This window comes from Ochrobactrum sp. S1502_03 (assembly GCF_044435015.1).
GTDB lineage: Bacteria > Pseudomonadota > Alphaproteobacteria > Rhizobiales > Rhizobiaceae > Brucella > Brucella chromiisoli.
In genome coordinates this window covers 20,135-34,179 of the sequence record NZ_JAYEXN010000011.1, presented here as the reverse complement: position 1 = coordinate 34,179, position 14,045 = coordinate 20,135, and the positions used below count along the sequence as shown (strand labels likewise).

Below are 14,045 nucleotides of genomic sequence, written 5' to 3'. Positions count from 1 at the left end.
GAAGCTGGACTCGGAAAATCTTGCCGCAGGGGCTGTTCACAGAGGAATCTGCCCGATTCCTCTGTGAAGTTTAGTTTACACGGGGCTTTATGCGGGTGACATGACCCATCTTGCGGCCCGGACGGGCTTCTTTTTTGCCGTAGAGGTGCAGCACGGCATTCGATTCTGTCAGAATCGCCGGAACCTTCTCAATATCATCGCCAATCAGATTCTCCATGACGCAATCCGAATGGCGCACCGTATCGCCAAGCGGCAGGCTTGTCACCGCACGAATGTGCTGCTCGAACTGCGAGATGGCACAAGCGGCTTCCGTCCAGTGGCCGGAATTGTGCACGCGTGGCGCAAATTCATTGGCAAGGAGCGTGCCGTCCGCGAGCACGAAGAATTCGAGACCAAGCACGCCGACATAATCAAGTGCATGCAGAAGCTTTGAAGCCGCCTGGCTTGCAGCATCGGCTGTCTCAGCCGAGATTGAAGCTGGAACGGTCGAGGTTGCGAGAATGCCGTCCTTATGAACGTTCTCGGCGATGTCAAAGATTGAAACATTGCCGGCGCGATCACGGGCTGCGATCACAGAAACCTCACGTTCAAAAGCGATGAAGCCTTCAAGAATTGCCGGCGCGTGTTTGATTGCCTCAAGGGCTGCACGCGCTTCATTCTCATCAAGTGAAGTCAGACGAACCTGACCTTTGCCATCATAGCCAAGGCGGCGGGTTTTCAGAATACCGCGCTCACCCAGTGCACCAAGTGCGGCAATGAGTGATTCTTCATCGTCAACCAGACGCCAAGGCGCAGTTTGGATGCCGCTTTCATTGAGGAACTGCTTTTCGGTGAAGCGATCTTGTGAAATCTCAAGCGCTGCCGGAGGTGGGAAAACAAGAGCCGATTCTGCGAGCTTGTCGGCTGCGGATACAGGCACGTTTTCGAATTCATAGGTAATGACGTCGGAGGCTGCTGCAAGCTCAGCAAGAGCTGCCGGATCATCATAGGCTGCAATGATCTGGCGGTTCGCCACCTGTGCCGCCGGGCAATCTGCCTGTGGCTCCAGAATGATTGTCTCATAGCCAAGGCGGGCTGCTGCCATGGCCAGCATACGGCCCAACTGGCCACCGCCGATAATGCCGATCGTTGATCCGGCTTTTAATGCGGAATGTGCCATATCAAACCTCGTTGGATGGGCGTTCAGCAACGCTTTCGGTTTGCGCCGCACGCCACTCATCAAGACGGGCCGCAAGCGCGTTGTCGTAAAGAGCCAGCACGGCTGCTGCGAGGAGCGCTGCATTGACGGCACCGGCGCGACCAATCGCCAAGGTGCCGACCGGAATACCGGCTGGCATCTGCACAATGGACAGGAGCGAATCCTGGCCGGAAAGCGCTTTTGATTGTACTGGAACGCCAAAAACCGGGAGAGGGGTCATGGCTGCGGCCATGCCAGGAAGATGCGCCGCACCGCCTGCACCAGCGATCACGACCTTGAAGCCTTCAGCCTTTGCACCTTTGGCGAAAGCGACAAGGCGGTCCGGCGTGCGGTGTGCGGAAACGATGCGTGTGTCAAAAGAAATGCCCAGCGCCTCCAATGTGTCTGCTGCATGACGCATGGTTTCCCAATCGGATTGGCTGCCCATGATGATGGCGACGTCTGCATTCACACTCATTGATCTTTCCTGCTTCTATTGAAAAACAAAGCCGGGCAAATCCCGGCTATAAACTTTTTGTGATCAAAGGATCAGGCGATGATGTCAGGAATGACCTGATCTTCCATTTCCTGCAGCTTATCCTTGATGGCGAGTTTTTTCTTTTTCATGCGCTGAATGCGCAGCTGATCGCAACCCACCTGCATCATGGCATTTATGGCTGCATCGAAATCCGCGTGCTCCTGTTTCAGACGTGCGACGGCCAATCTGATTTCGGCCTGTTCCTGATCGGACATGCGGTTTGCCCCATATTGTTCCAGAATGATATTACGGGCCGCACCAGATTGGGGCAGACCCGTTTCAAGCAAAGCCTTTATCACATTTTTTGTGATTGGAAAATGCTACCAAAACAAATTCGACTTTAGACCAAACTCATGCCACAGTGTCACTGTTCTGTCATGAATAACGGTTGCTGTATGAACTGTTGAATGGCAGCCGGGACTGCGTAACTGGCCCGGATAGCAGGAGGTGTGCCGGGCGTTTGCGCAGGTGAGAGCGGATAGAGCCATTTGTTGGCAAAACGCGACATGGCTCTGTCCTTTGAGTAACCAATCAAAGGAGAAATGATGATGGCTATCGAGTCCCATCTTGCCACGCTCGAACAGAAGCACGGCGCTTTGGAAGAGGAAATCTCCGAGGCTTTAGCGTCACCGGCAACTGATGATCTGCATGTTACTTCTCTTAAGCGCAAAAAGCTGGCTCTCAAGGAGCAGATTGAAAAACTAAAAACGCAGGTAACCCGTCATTAATTTGGGTTTGTTTGAACGGCAGTAGGGACCGCAATTGGTGAGGATCAAAAGGGTTTATACTGCCATACTTCTGGTCTAACGATGTTGGCGGCTGCGTGTCAGCCGCCGCGCATCGCCATTTAAGAAGATCTTTTTGACAAGGCAATCCTGTTCAAAAGCATCGTAAAAAGCAGCGAATATTCGCTGCTTTTTTATTGTCAGCCTTCCACTTCGGCACGCGGGTCCAAATTCATGGCTTCAGGGGTGGCGCTTTTGACCGAAGGCATGCTTTTGAACTGTTCTTTTTCGTCCTTGGGTACCGATGCCCGCTTGCGTGAGCGGAACAGCGCATAGGCCGTAATTGAAATATGCGAGAGCGCGGTGATGGCAAAAAGCCCGGACGGCCAGAAGATGTCCATCGCGGCAGCAGCCAGCAGAGGCCCCAGCATGGTGCCAAAGCCGTAAAGCAGCAACAAGCCACTCGATACTTTGACAAAGCTTTCCGAGCTCGCATGGTCATTTGCATGGGCAACCGCAACGGGATAGAGCGCGTAGGCCAGAGCGCCGTAGCAGCCGGTCATGATGATGATCACGGTGCCGTTGGATGGAGCGATGATGAATGCCAGCAGCCCGACAAGGGCAGCGAGGGATGCGACACCTGCCAGAACATAGCGTCGGTCGATGAGGTCTGAAATGCGCCCGACAGGAATTTGCATAAGCGCGCCGGCAGCAATGGTGACGCTGACCATGAGCGCGATTTCGGTTGTGGAAATGCCGGATTTTGCACCGAAAACTGCGCCAAGCGTGCCCCATGCGCCATTGGCAATGCCGATCAGGATACAGCCAACGAAAGCCGCGGGGGAGTTTCGGTAGAGCGCTTTGAGATCAAGCTGAACTTCCGTAAGCGGCTTTGGACTGACCGCCGTTGACATGGCGGTCGGGATCAGCGCGAGACAGAAGAGAATGCCGGTCACCATGAACAGATGATCGGAACGAATGTCGCCATTTGCCACCATCATCTGGCCACTCATCGTGGCACCATAGTTGACCATCATATAGAGGCCGAAAATCTTGCCGCGCGATTCATTGGTGGCACGTTCATTGAGCCAGCTTTCGATGACCATGAATGCGCCTGCCATCGAGAAACCGGTGAAGGTGCGCAGAATGATCCACGAAATTGCATCAATATAGATGCCGGATAAAAGTGCGATAATGGCCGCGGAGGCTGCAAAACATCCGAATGCACGAACATGGCCGACACGGCGCACGAGGCGCGGGGCGAAAAGGCAGCCTGCAACAAAGCCACCCGCCCATGTGGTGCCGAGCATACCAAGAGAGGTAACGGAGAAGCCTTCAAGTCCGCCGCGCAGTGGCAGAAGCAGGCCATGCAGGCCCGAGGCCATTAAAAGAAAGGCTGTGCCGCAGAGCAGCGCCAGAACCTGAATGTAAATACGCAAGATCACGTTCCCGGGATTTTATGAAGCCGCATGAAAGCGGCCTCGTTTGATCGTTATGAGACGACATATCAGCGAAAAAGCGCCTCGGCGGCTGCCCGGCTGTCGCCCTTTTTCAGCCTTTCGACTTTCAGACGCTCAATTTCGGATTGCAGCAAAGCGATGTGCTGATCAATCTCTCTCAGAGATAACACAGACAGTTCCTCATCGCTCAGAACCACACTCTTGCGCGGTTGTCCTGCATCTTCATCGATACCGCTCATGGCCTTCCTCCGGAGTCTATGGCGTGTCTATAAAGACAAAAAAGATTTAACACCTTGAATCTTCGCATATATATTTTCAAAAATCGATGATGAATTATTCTCAAATGCGAAGCGTACTCTATGTGGAGTGCTCTTTGATGAGAAATTCGAACAGGGGTCAGACCATGACAACACAATTGCCTTCCCAGATGACTGCAATCGAAATTGCGCAACCGGGTGGAGCGCATGTGTTGCGCCCTACCGAACGGGCTGTGCCACAGCCACAAGCGGGGGAAATTCTGGTTCGAATTCGTGCGGCTGGTGTCAACCGGCCCGATGTTTTGCAGCGCCAGGGCAGCTACGCTCCGCCACCCGGCGCATCAGATATACCGGGGCTTGAGATCGCCGGTGATGTCGTGGCTCTGGGTGAAGGCGTTGAGCGCTATCGCATTGGTGATCAGGTTGTCGCGCTGCTTGCCGGTGGCGGTTATGCAGAATATGCAACGGTGCATGAAACCAACGCCCTAACGCTGCCTTCCGGCTATGGTTATCGAGAAGCTGCGGCAATCCCAGAAACCTTTTTCACAGTCTGGCATAATGTGTTTGAGCGCGGTGGATTGAAGAAAGGCGAGACCTTGCTCATCCATGGTGGATCATCAGGCATTGGAACGACGGCCATCCAGCTTGCAAAGGCCTTTGGTGCGCAGGTGATCGTTACGGCAGGCTCAAAAGATAAATGCGAAGCCTGCACAAAATTGGGTGCGGACCGGGCCATCAATTATCGTGAAGAGGATTTTGTGACGGTGGTTAAAGAGATAACGGGCGGCAAAGGTGCCGATGTTATTCTCGATATGGTGGGTGGCGATTATGTCGATCGCAACTACAAGGCTGCCGCCGAAGACGGGCGCATTGTGCAGATCGCATTTTTGAATGGTGCCAAGGCGACTGCCAATTTCGCGATTCTGATGACCAAGCGTCTGACCCATACCGGTTCGACATTGCGCTCGCGTTCTGTCGCGTTCAAAGCAGGTATTGCGCGTGAACTGGAAGCGAAAGTCTGGCCGCTGCTGGACGATCGACGCGTTGTGCCTGTCATGGATATGGTTTTTCCGCTTAAAGAAGCGTGGCGGGCACATGAGCGCATGGAAGGCAGTCAGCATGTTGGTAAAATTGTGCTGGATGTCGCCTGATTTCTTTTCACAAGAAGAGAACATGGGATGGCTTAACAGCAGTTTCTTGCTCTATGACCAAAAAAAATATATATAGGCCATGATTTCCCGGAATTTGTGGTTTTTCCCACGTCCCGCGCCACCGGAGCGGACGAACAGAAGGATTATATCTAATGGCCACCCAGCTTCTTATGCCGAAGGCAACGGCCGTCTGGCTCGTCGATAATACGGCTTTGTCTTTTGACCAGATTGCTGCTTTCTGCAAGCTGCATCCGCTTGAGGTGAAGGCAATTGCGGACGGTGAAGCTTCGCAGGGCATCAAGGGGCTTGATCCCGTTATCACCGGCCAGATTTCTCGCGAAGAAATTGCCAAGGGTGAGAAGGACCCATACCATCGTCTGAAGCTTTCCGACCCTAAGGTGCGTGTGCCGGAAGCCAAGCGCAAGGGACCACGCTATACGCCGCTTTCAAAGCGTCAGGATCGTCCCAACGCGATTCTCTGGCTGGTGCGTAACCATCCGGAATTGAAAGATGCGCAGATTTCCCGCCTGATCGGCACAACCAAGTCGACCATCGAACAGATTCGCAACCGCAGTCACTGGAATTCTGCCAATCTGACGGCCATGGACCCTGTGACGCTCGGCCTTTGCTCGCAGATCGATCTCGACCTTGAAGTTGATCGCGCAGCGCGCAACCGTCCGGCTGCTGAAACTGACAGCACATTGCTGCCGGCATCGGCCACGGAAAACTTCGATTACCGTGATGAAGCGCCTGAGGAAGAAGAGCTGGATGCGGACAAGGTTTTCGCAAAGCTGTCTTCGCTGAAGGGCTCGAACACCGACGAAGACGAAGAATAAGATTTCTTCGATTGAACAAAAAACCCGCCTGTCCGGCGGGTTTTTTTAATCCTTAAACGCGTTGTATTCACTCATTTCCATCAGTCGGTAGAAGTCAGCCAGTGTTTTTCCGCGTTCAGAGCGGAATGTGCGCCCGGCATTGCCCGCCGCAATGATGCGGTCTGTTCGAAATGTGCGGAAAGCATTGCGCAATTCGCACCAGCCAATCACCGTCCAGACCTTGCCCCAGAACCAAAGGCCAAGCGGACGAATGTCGCGCTCGCTTTCGCGCGCTTCAAGGTCGCGATAGCGGATATTGAGAACCTTCCCTTCATCGACAGCCCGTTCTACGGCATCAATGATGCGCCGTTCATCCACACTGATCGATGCAGACGGTGCATGGATTTGTGTGCTGGTAATGCGGGCGCGTTCTTCCTTGGGCAGCACGGCTTCAATCTTTACCAGCGCTTCCTCTGCGCCACGTGCCATCGAAACGCCGCCCCATGCACGGATCAGACGTGCGCCTGCAACCAGTGCCACGATTTCGTCGCGCGTAAACATCAGCGGCGGCAGTTCAAAGCCCTGCCTGAGAATATAGCCGACACCGGCCTCACCATCGATGGGAACGCCTGTTGATTGCAGGTCGGCAATGTCGCGGTAGATGGTGCGTTCGGAAACTTCCAGCCGTTCGGCAAGCTGGCGCGCGGTGACAAGTCTGCCACCACGCAAGTGCTGAACAATCTGGAAAAGGCGGTCTGCGCGGCGCATTCCTGGCTTATTCTCCGTTACATTGTTTTGCTTTGCGCTGTTCCAGATAACGGTCTGGCCAACCCATATCCTTGCGCAGGTCGCTTGGGAGATTGTCGAGCGCGCGCTGTGTTCGTATGAAGCGTCGACGTTCGTCCTGCTTGCGCCTGTATTCCTTGAGAATTGCGAGCAGTGGTGCGATTGCGAATGCCATGGTGATCCCTCATCTTTGAGAATGCATTATGGCACAGACCTCCTGACAACTGTCTGTCAGGAGCGATCTTCACTCCTGTCTTTCTGACATGCGCGATCAGCGATTATTTTATCACGCCTTGAAGGGCGGTGCTGCTTTATAGCTCAGCGGTAAGCGGCCTCCATCTGCATAGATTGTCTGGCCGGTCACAAAGCTTGAATCGCTCGACGCGAGAAATGAAGCAATGGCAGCAATTTCAGATGGTTGACCGATTCTTCCCAAAGGCGTGCGTTCCAGTATCGCGTTTCGCGCGCCTGTATCGCTGTTTACGGCAGACAGCATATCGGTTTCGATGGACCCGGGGCCGATTGCATTAACGCGAATGCCCCATTTTGCGAGCGCTATTGCCATCGTGCGTGTCAGCTGGTTCACGCCACCTTTGGATACGGAATAAGCAAGCTGGTCGGGCAGGCCGAATATCGCGTTGATCGACGACATATTGATAATGCTGCCAGCCTCGCCACCCGCTTCCACGCGTGCAACCATACGCTTTGCAACCGCCTGAGAGCAGAGAAACGCCCCTTTGAGATTGACGCGCATAACACGGTCGAAATCGTCTTCTTTCAGATCGAGAAAATCTGCCTGATGTACGATGCCAGCATTGTTGACGAGAATATCGATCTCCCCAAGATTGGCCGTGGCATAAGTCAGCAGATTATGGATATCAAGTTTATCGGCGACATCGCAGGCAATCGAAAGAATGCGGCCATATTGTTCCAAGTCTTTGACGGCTTTCGTTGCCGCCGCGCCGTCAATATCTGACAAAACGACGCTTGCACCGTCCATAAGGAAACGCTTGGCAATGGCATAGCCAATACCGCGGCCAGCACCGGTGACAATTGCCACTTTGCCTTCTAATTGCATGGATCATTCTCCGATTTTTGCCGGAGAGTGGACCGGCGATTTTCGCCGGTCAAGACCATGCGGTGCGATAACAAACGTCAGGCAAAGGCCAGACCAATATGCCGCTCACGCAAAGTGGCACCGATTTCGTCGAGAATCGCCGGATCATCGATGGTCGCGGGCATTTTCCACTGTTCGCCATCGGCGATTTTCTGAATCGTGGAGCGCAAGATCTTGCCGGAACGGGTTTTGGGCAAACGTTTGACTGTCAGAGCAAGCCGGAAAGCCGCCACCGGACCAATGGCATCGCGAATCATGCTCACGCATTCCTTTTCGACCTCTCGCGGGTCGCGGTCGATATTGGATTTGAGAACGATAAAGCCGCAAGGCACTTGACCTTTTACGGCATCGGAAATGCCAAGCACTGCACATTCGGCAACATCTGGATGACTGGAGAGCACTTCCTCCATAGCACCCGTCGACAGACGGTGGCCGGCGACATTGATAATGTCGTCGGTGCGGCTCATGATGTAGAGATAGCCGTCTTCATCCATGTAACCCGCGTCGGCCGTTTTGTAATAGCCGGGAAACTCATGGAGATAGGCTTTGCGGAAGCGCTCATCGGCATTCCATAAAGTTGGAAGGCAGCCGGGCGGCAATGGCAATTTGATGAGGATATTGCCAAGCTGGCCACGTTCGACCTCATGGCCTGCATCATCAAGCACCTGAATATCATAGCCGGGCAGGCAGACTGCGGGTGAACCATATTTGGTTTCGAGCAACCCAAGCCCGAGCGGATTGGCAACCATCGGCCAGCCGCTTTCCGTCTGCCACCAGTGGTCAATGACCGGACAACCCAGCAGGTTTTCGGCCCAATGGATCGTGTCTGGGTCGGCGCGTTCGCCAGCCAGATAAAGCGCACGTAATTTGGAAAGGTCGTATTGGCGTACAAAGTTGCCGTCTGCATCTTCCTTTTTGATCGCGCGCAAAGCAGTCGGTGCTGTAAACATCACCTCCACGCCATGCTCGGCAATAATGCGCCAATAGGTGCCTGCATCTGGCGTTCCAATGGGCTTGCCTTCAAAGAGAATGCTGGTGGCACCTGCAAGGAGCGGCGCATAGACGATATAGGAATGGCCGACCACCCAGCCGACATCGGAAGCGGCCCAGAATACCTGTCCCGGCTCAATGCCGAATACATTTTTCAGCGACCAGGCAAGGGCGACCATATGGCCGCCATTGTCGCGCACGACGCCTTTGGGCTCACCCGTGGTGCCGGAGGTGTAAAGTATATAAAGAGGATCGGTTGCCGCCACAGGCGTGCAGGGAACATGGCGACCGCGGGCAGCATCAACCGCTGTGCGGTAGTCAATGTCACGGCCTTCCAGCGGCGTGTGCCAATGCTGGTCGCGCTGCAGAATGATGCAGTGGCTGACCTTATGATGTGCTGTTTCCACCGCCTTATCGAGCATGTCCTGATAGGGAACGACGCGATTGGGCTCGATGCCGCATGAGCCCGCAATGATCATCACCGGCTTTGCATCATCAATGCGCGTGGCAAGCTCGTTTGCGGCAAAGCCGCCAAAGACAACGGAATGTATTGCGCCGATACGCGCACAGGCAAGCATTGCCGCCGCAGCTTCCGGGACCATTGGCATATAAATGAGCACGCGGTCGCCTTTGGTTACGCCGTTATCGATCATGACGGCAGAAAGGGCTTCGACTTCCTCAAGCAGTTCCCGGTATGTCAGCTTGCGCGCCGTACCGGTGATCGGGCTTTCATAAATCAGAGCGACCTGATCGCCGCGCCCATTGGCGACATGACGATCAAGCGCATTGTAACAGGTGTTGCACTCCGCACCCTTGAACCAGCGGCCATACACACCTTCATCGCTTGCGAGAACCTGATCCCATGGCTTGAACCAGTCTATAGCTCCGGCTGCTTCAGCCCAGAAGCCCTCAGGGTCATTCTGCCAACCGGCGTAGGTTTCTGCATATTTTGATGTCATGCTGTTCCTCCCAGAAGCACATGCTTTATCGGACCAGATGATCCATCAAAGCATCGCGATACCATGCGGGATGAAAGCGTTAGACAGACCACTCTGGTTCGATGCCATCTGGCTTTGTCTCCTCCAAACGCTTTTCATCTCCTTCGGCTATTAGTTTACGCCGAGGATTAAAGCTTCGTCCATGAAACTTAAGACGAATAAGTGTATCACGAATAGGCATAAATTGACGCGGCTTGCAGGATGCTGATCGCTTGCCACGAAAAGGAATGAAAGGTGTTTTTGTGAGCAAGGTCCTGCCTGTACTGCTTCTTGTCCTGATGGGACTGCACATCATCAAGCCACTTGGCTTGCCGGGTCTGAAAAAGCGCAGCGATTTCTGGAAGATTGCAGCCTTTGCCCTGTTCGTTATGGCACTGGTGGTCGGTTTTCATTTTACTGAAAACTAAAATTTTGATCTGAAACGACTTTTTATTGGCAAAATGCCGCCGCCATGGTGATTTTAGCCATAATTGGGTTTTGACATAGCTCCCTATAATCCCATCTAAAGGATATGAAGTACAAGGAGGAGAGATGCGACGTGCCCTACTAAGCCTGCCATTTATTCTGGCCGCATCGATGATAGGCCTTCCAGTTCACACCGCGTTTGCAGAAAGCATCAATGCGGGAGACAGGGAAGCCACCACTGAGCTGCCGTTTAACGGTGCAGCCGTGGCGGAATTCGACACACCATGGGCGCTTGCATTTCTGCCGGGCGGCAAACTGATCCTTACCGAGAAGGGCGGCAAGATTTTTGTCGTGACCCAAAAGGGTGAGAAGACAGAAGTCTCAGGTGTTCCCGAGGTGCTTTTCAGTGGCCAGAATGGTTTGCTGGATGTGGTTCCTGCGCCTGACTTTACGAAAAGCAACGCGATCTATTTTACCTATGTTATGCCGGAAAATGGTGGCGGAAGCCTTGTGCTTGATCGCGCTGTTTTATCCGAGAGCAAAGGCAAAGCGGAACTCAAAGATCTTAAGACGATCTGGAAGCAATCGACGGTGGCAAAGGGTGGACAGCCCGGCGGTAAAATCGCCTTTTCACCCGATAAAAAGCATCTGTTTCTGTCGGTTGGGGATCGTATGATCCCTGCTACTGCGCAGGATGAGAATGCGCCAATGGGCAAGATTTTGCGGATGAATCTGGATGGTTCAACGCCAAAGGATAATCCCAATGCATCAGATGATGGCATCAAGGCGCTGACCTGGACGACCGGTCATCGCAATCCCTATGGCCTTGCTTTCGCACCCGATGGCAAGCTGTGGGAACACGAGATGGGACCACGCGGCGGTGATGAATTCAACCTGATTAAACCGGGTCGGAACTATGGTTGGCCGATTGTTTCCAATGGCGACAATTACAGCGGCAGGCCGATTCCGCGCCACAGCACGCGCCCGGAATTTGAGGCGCCGATGTTGTACTGGACGCCGGTGATTTCGCCGGGTGGACTGGCGTTTTACAAGGGCAAGATGTTTGGTGACTGGAACGGCTCTGCGCTGATTGCGGGCCTGTCGTCCCAGGCACTTATTCGCGTGACTATCGACAGTGATGGTCAGCCGCATGAAGTCGATCGGTTCGCTATGGAAAATCGAATCCGTGATGTGGCGGTTGGGCCTGACGGCGCGATCTGGGTAATCGAAGATGCTCATCCGGGTCGGTTGTTGAAACTGACGCCCAAACCATAAAAATCAGGCCCCGGATTTCCGGGGCCTGATTTTTACTTCTTGAGAACATCAACGCCGGGAAGCGGCTTGCCTTCCATCCATTCAAGGAAAGCGCCGCCAGCGGTTGAGATATAGGTGAAGTCATCGGCAACGCCTGCTTGATTAAGGGCTGCAACTGTGTCGCCACCGCCGCCGACCGATACCAGCTTGCCAGCTTTGGTACGCTCCGCAACATGCTTGGCGGTCTTGACGGTTGCCGCATCGAACGGATGCAGTTCAAAGGCACCCAGCGGACCGTTCCAGACGAGCGTTGCCGCATCGTCAATGGCTGAGGCAATCAGATCCGTCGAAAGCGCGCCCGCGTCGAGAATCATGCCGTCGCTTGGGATCGCTTCCACACCATAGGTTTGATTTGGCGTGTTGGCAGTAAAGTGCCAGCCCACAACCGCATCAACCGGCAGGATGATGGCGCATTTGGTCTTTTCAGCCTTGGCCATAATTTCGCGCGCAGTGTGGGCAAGATCATGTTCGCAAAGCGATTTGCCGACATCGTGGCCCTGTGCTGCGAGGAAGGTGTTGGCCATGCCGCCGCCGATCACCAAGGCATCGACCTTTTCAATCAGGTTTGAAAGCAGGTCGAGCTTGGTCGAAACCTTGGCACCGCCCACGATTGCCACAACTGGGCGCGCTGGCTGGCCGAGGCCTTTTTCAAGTGCTTCGAGCTCTGCCTGCATGGCGCGTCCAGCATAGGCCGGCAGCACATGTGCAAGACCTTCGGTCGAAGCGTGGGCGCGGTGTGCAGCCGAGAAGGCATCGTTGACATAGATGTCGCCATTGGCTGCGAGTGCGCTCACAAATTCCGGGTCGTTCTTTTCTTCGCCCTTATGGAAGCGGGTATTTTCGAGAAGCAGGACATCGCCGTCTTTCAGCGCGTCAACCGCAGCCTTGGCCTTGTCACCAATGCAGTCTTCAGCAAAATGCACGGCGTGCCCCAGCACTTTTGAGAGTGGCTTGACGACGTGGTTGAGCGAGTTCTCGTCAGAAGCAACGCCTTTGGGGCGGCCGAAATGGGCGAGCAGGATAACCTTCGCACCTTTCTTTGACAGTTCCGTAATGGTTGGAACAATACGTTCAATACGGGTGAGGTCAGTGACCTCGCCGTCCGCCATCGGAACATTAAGATCTACACGGACCAGAACGCGTTTGGATTTGACGTCGGCATCATCGAGGGTGCGAAAGGACATTTTTCTTCTCTCGGTTTTGAAAATGTAAGTGAAAACGCCCCTTCATGATTGAAGGGGCGTTTTCAGTCATTAGATCAGCTTGCCGAAGGCGACTGCGGTGTCGCTCATGCGGCTTGAGAAGCCCCATTCATTGTCATACCATGACAGGATGCGCACCATGGTGCCGTCCATGACCTTGGTCTGGTCGGTGTGGAAAACCGACGAATGCGAATCATGGTTGAAGTCGTGCGAAACAAGCTTCTCATCGGTGTAGCCGAGAATGCCCTTGAGACGGCCATTGGCGGCTTCACGGATCGCATTGTTGACTTCTTCAACGGTTGTTTCGCGCTTGGCGATGAAGGTGAGATCGACAACCGAAACGTTGGGCGTTGGAACGCGGATTGCAACGCCATCGAGCTTGCCTTTAAGTTCCGGCAGAACCAGACCAACAGCCTTCGCAGCACCCGTTGAAGTCGGGATCATGGAAAGGGCCGCTGCGCGAGCGCGGTAGAGATCCTTGTGCATGGTGTCCAGCGTCGGCTGGTCGCCCGTATAGGAGTGGATCGTGGTCATGAAGCCCTTTTCGATGCCGATGACATCGTTGAGAACCTGAGCCACAGGTGCAAGGCAGTTGGTGGTGCACGAAGCGTTGGAAATGACCTGATGGTCCTTCGTCAGCTTGTCATGGTTGACACCGTAAACGACAGTCAGGTCAGCGCCGTCGGCAGGAGCCGAAACGATGACGCGCTTTGCGCCAGCTTCAAGGTGAAGGGCTGCCTTGTCGCGTGCGGTGAAGATACCGGTGCATTCCAGTGCGATATCGACGCCTTCTTCCTTCCACGGAAGTTCAGCTGGGTTGCGGACAGCGTGAACTTTGATCGGGCCGTAGCCGACGTCGATGGTGTCGCCAGCGACTTTCACGTCCTTTGGAAAACGACCATGAACGCTGTCATAGCGCAAAAGATGTGCATTTGTTTCTACTGGGCCGAGGTCATTGATTGCAACGACCTGAATGTCGGTGCGGCCCGACTCGACGATAGCGCGAAGGACATTGCGGCCGATGCGGCCAAAACCGTTGATTGCGACGCGAACTGCCATTTTCTCTATATCTCCCAAAAGGGTTCTGCCTATGCAGTGGCTTGATAAAAC

At 54.2% G+C, this 14,045-nt stretch carries 16 protein-coding genes; 5 read left to right on the top strand and 11 right to left on the bottom strand.

The window, feature by feature from the left end; all coding sequences use genetic code 11:
- Nucleotides 1-70 precede the first annotated feature (70 nt).
- The 3 genes from VBH83_RS09730 to VBH83_RS09720 all read right to left on the bottom strand — a co-directional run bounded on the left by VBH83_RS09730 (nt 71) and on the right by VBH83_RS09720 (nt 1,930).
- Nucleotides 71-1,159: a 5-(carboxyamino)imidazole ribonucleotide synthase gene (locus VBH83_RS09730; RefSeq protein ID WP_265984837.1), complete on the bottom strand. Its 1,089-nt coding sequence runs from the start codon at nt 1,157-1,159 to the stop codon at nt 71-73.
- A 1-nt stretch (nt 1,160) separates the two neighbouring features.
- Nucleotides 1,161-1,649, bottom strand: coding sequence for a 5-(carboxyamino)imidazole ribonucleotide mutase (gene purE, locus VBH83_RS09725; protein WP_265984957.1), 489 nt, complete (start codon nt 1,647-1,649; stop codon nt 1,161-1,163).
- Between the two features lie 77 nt (nt 1,650-1,726).
- The gene (locus VBH83_RS09720; protein ID WP_007876691.1) at nt 1,727-1,930 is read right to left on the bottom strand and encodes a YdcH family protein; all 204 of its coding nucleotides are present in this window, start codon (nt 1,928-1,930) and stop codon (nt 1,727-1,729) included.
- 330 nt (nt 1,931-2,260) lie between these two features.
- Between VBH83_RS09720 and VBH83_RS09715 the strand changes: the two genes are divergently transcribed.
- Nucleotides 2,261-2,443 (top strand): YdcH family protein, encoded by a 183-nt coding sequence (locus VBH83_RS09715; RefSeq protein ID WP_265984956.1) that lies wholly within the window; start codon nt 2,261-2,263, stop codon nt 2,441-2,443.
- Between the two features lie 197 nt (nt 2,444-2,640).
- On the opposite strand, the gene VBH83_RS09710 is transcribed toward VBH83_RS09715, so the two are convergent.
- Together VBH83_RS09710 and VBH83_RS09705 are read right to left on the bottom strand one after the other, a co-directional pair.
- Nucleotides 2,641-3,879 (bottom strand): MFS transporter, encoded by a 1,239-nt coding sequence (locus VBH83_RS09710; protein WP_265984836.1) that lies wholly within the window; start codon nt 3,877-3,879, stop codon nt 2,641-2,643.
- Nucleotides 3,880-3,947: 68 nt separating this feature from the next.
- Nucleotides 3,948-4,139 (bottom strand): DUF1192 domain-containing protein, encoded by a 192-nt coding sequence (locus VBH83_RS09705; protein ID WP_265984835.1) that lies wholly within the window; start codon nt 4,137-4,139, stop codon nt 3,948-3,950.
- A gap of 164 nt (nt 4,140-4,303) precedes the next feature.
- Between VBH83_RS09705 and VBH83_RS09700 the strand changes: the two genes are divergently transcribed.
- Nucleotides 4,304-5,308: an NAD(P)H-quinone oxidoreductase gene (locus tag VBH83_RS09700; protein WP_265984834.1), complete on the top strand. Its 1,005-nt coding sequence runs from the start codon at nt 4,304-4,306 to the stop codon at nt 5,306-5,308.
- Nucleotides 5,309-5,460: 152 nt separating this feature from the next.
- Nucleotides 5,461-6,144 (top strand): DUF1013 domain-containing protein, encoded by a 684-nt coding sequence (locus tag VBH83_RS09695; protein ID WP_265984833.1) that lies wholly within the window; start codon nt 5,461-5,463, stop codon nt 6,142-6,144.
- A 45-nt stretch (nt 6,145-6,189) separates the two neighbouring features.
- Here the strand turns inward: VBH83_RS09695 and VBH83_RS09690 are convergent, their stop codons facing one another.
- The 4 genes from VBH83_RS09690 to VBH83_RS09675 all read right to left on the bottom strand — a co-directional run bounded on the left by VBH83_RS09690 (nt 6,190) and on the right by VBH83_RS09675 (nt 9,975).
- Nucleotides 6,190-6,891 carry a YafY family protein gene (locus VBH83_RS09690; RefSeq protein WP_265984832.1) on the bottom strand — a complete coding sequence of 234 codons (702 nt, stop codon included), beginning with the start codon at nt 6,889-6,891 and terminating at the stop codon, nt 6,190-6,192.
- A gap of 7 nt (nt 6,892-6,898) precedes the next feature.
- Nucleotides 6,899-7,084 carry a hypothetical protein gene (locus VBH83_RS09685; RefSeq protein ID WP_265984831.1) on the bottom strand — a complete coding sequence of 62 codons (186 nt, stop codon included), beginning with the start codon at nt 7,082-7,084 and terminating at the stop codon, nt 6,899-6,901.
- 111 nt (nt 7,085-7,195) lie between these two features.
- Nucleotides 7,196-7,987 carry an SDR family NAD(P)-dependent oxidoreductase gene (locus VBH83_RS09680; protein ID WP_265984830.1) on the bottom strand — a complete coding sequence of 264 codons (792 nt, stop codon included), beginning with the start codon at nt 7,985-7,987 and terminating at the stop codon, nt 7,196-7,198.
- 77 nt (nt 7,988-8,064) lie between these two features.
- Nucleotides 8,065-9,975 carry a propionyl-CoA synthetase gene (locus tag VBH83_RS09675; RefSeq protein ID WP_265984829.1) on the bottom strand — a complete coding sequence of 637 codons (1,911 nt, stop codon included), beginning with the start codon at nt 9,973-9,975 and terminating at the stop codon, nt 8,065-8,067.
- Between the two features lie 266 nt (nt 9,976-10,241).
- Here VBH83_RS09675 and VBH83_RS09670 point away from each other — a divergent pair, with 266 nt between their 5' ends.
- The gene (locus tag VBH83_RS09670) at nt 10,242-10,421 is read left to right on the top strand and encodes a hypothetical protein (RefSeq protein WP_265984828.1); all 180 of its coding nucleotides are present in this window, start codon (nt 10,242-10,244) and stop codon (nt 10,419-10,421) included.
- Nucleotides 10,422-10,545: 124 nt separating this feature from the next.
- Nucleotides 10,546-11,694: a PQQ-dependent sugar dehydrogenase gene (locus VBH83_RS09665; protein ID WP_265984827.1), complete on the top strand. Its 1,149-nt coding sequence runs from the start codon at nt 10,546-10,548 to the stop codon at nt 11,692-11,694.
- Nucleotides 11,695-11,726: 32 nt separating this feature from the next.
- Here the strand turns inward: VBH83_RS09665 and VBH83_RS09660 are convergent, their stop codons facing one another.
- Together VBH83_RS09660 and gap are read right to left on the bottom strand one after the other, a co-directional pair.
- The gene (locus tag VBH83_RS09660) at nt 11,727-12,917 is read right to left on the bottom strand and encodes a phosphoglycerate kinase (RefSeq protein WP_265984826.1); all 1,191 of its coding nucleotides are present in this window, start codon (nt 12,915-12,917) and stop codon (nt 11,727-11,729) included.
- 69 nt (nt 12,918-12,986) lie between these two features.
- Nucleotides 12,987-13,994, bottom strand: a complete 1,008-nt coding sequence (gap, locus tag VBH83_RS09655; protein ID WP_265984825.1) for a type I glyceraldehyde-3-phosphate dehydrogenase — start codon at nt 13,992-13,994, stop codon at nt 12,987-12,989.
- Nucleotides 13,995-14,045: the final 51 nt, after the last annotated feature.

Excerpts from the sequence above, each read along its gene's own strand:
- VBH83_RS09730 (WP_265984837.1), bottom strand. The coding sequence starts at position 1,159 with ATGGCACATTCCGCATTAAAAGCCGGATCAACGATCGGCATTATCGGC.
- VBH83_RS09720 (WP_007876691.1), bottom strand. The coding sequence starts at position 1,930 with ATGTCCGATCAGGAACAGGCCGAAATCAGATTGGCCGTCGCACGTCTG.
- VBH83_RS09715 (WP_265984956.1), top strand. The coding sequence starts at position 2,261 with ATGATGGCTATCGAGTCCCATCTTGCCACGCTCGAACAGAAGCACGGC.
- VBH83_RS09705 (WP_265984835.1), bottom strand. The coding sequence starts at position 4,139 with ATGAGCGGTATCGATGAAGATGCAGGACAACCGCGCAAGAGTGTGGTT.
- VBH83_RS09700 (WP_265984834.1), top strand. The coding sequence starts at position 4,304 with ATGACAACACAATTGCCTTCCCAGATGACTGCAATCGAAATTGCGCAA.
- VBH83_RS09695 (WP_265984833.1), top strand. The coding sequence starts at position 5,461 with ATGGCCACCCAGCTTCTTATGCCGAAGGCAACGGCCGTCTGGCTCGTC.
- VBH83_RS09690 (WP_265984832.1), bottom strand. The coding sequence starts at position 6,891 with ATGCGCCGCGCAGACCGCCTTTTCCAGATTGTTCAGCACTTGCGTGGT.
- VBH83_RS09685 (WP_265984831.1), bottom strand. The coding sequence starts at position 7,084 with ATGGCATTCGCAATCGCACCACTGCTCGCAATTCTCAAGGAATACAGG.
- VBH83_RS09680 (WP_265984830.1), bottom strand. The coding sequence starts at position 7,987 with ATGCAATTAGAAGGCAAAGTGGCAATTGTCACCGGTGCTGGCCGCGGT.
- VBH83_RS09675 (WP_265984829.1), bottom strand. The coding sequence starts at position 9,975 with ATGACATCAAAATATGCAGAAACCTACGCCGGTTGGCAGAATGACCCT.
- VBH83_RS09670 (WP_265984828.1), top strand. The coding sequence starts at position 10,242 with ATGAAAGGTGTTTTTGTGAGCAAGGTCCTGCCTGTACTGCTTCTTGTC.
- VBH83_RS09665 (WP_265984827.1), top strand. The coding sequence starts at position 10,546 with ATGCGACGTGCCCTACTAAGCCTGCCATTTATTCTGGCCGCATCGATG.
- VBH83_RS09660 (WP_265984826.1), bottom strand. The coding sequence starts at position 12,917 with ATGTCCTTTCGCACCCTCGATGATGCCGACGTCAAATCCAAACGCGTT.
- gap (WP_265984825.1), bottom strand. The coding sequence starts at position 13,994 with ATGGCAGTTCGCGTCGCAATCAACGGTTTTGGCCGCATCGGCCGCAAT.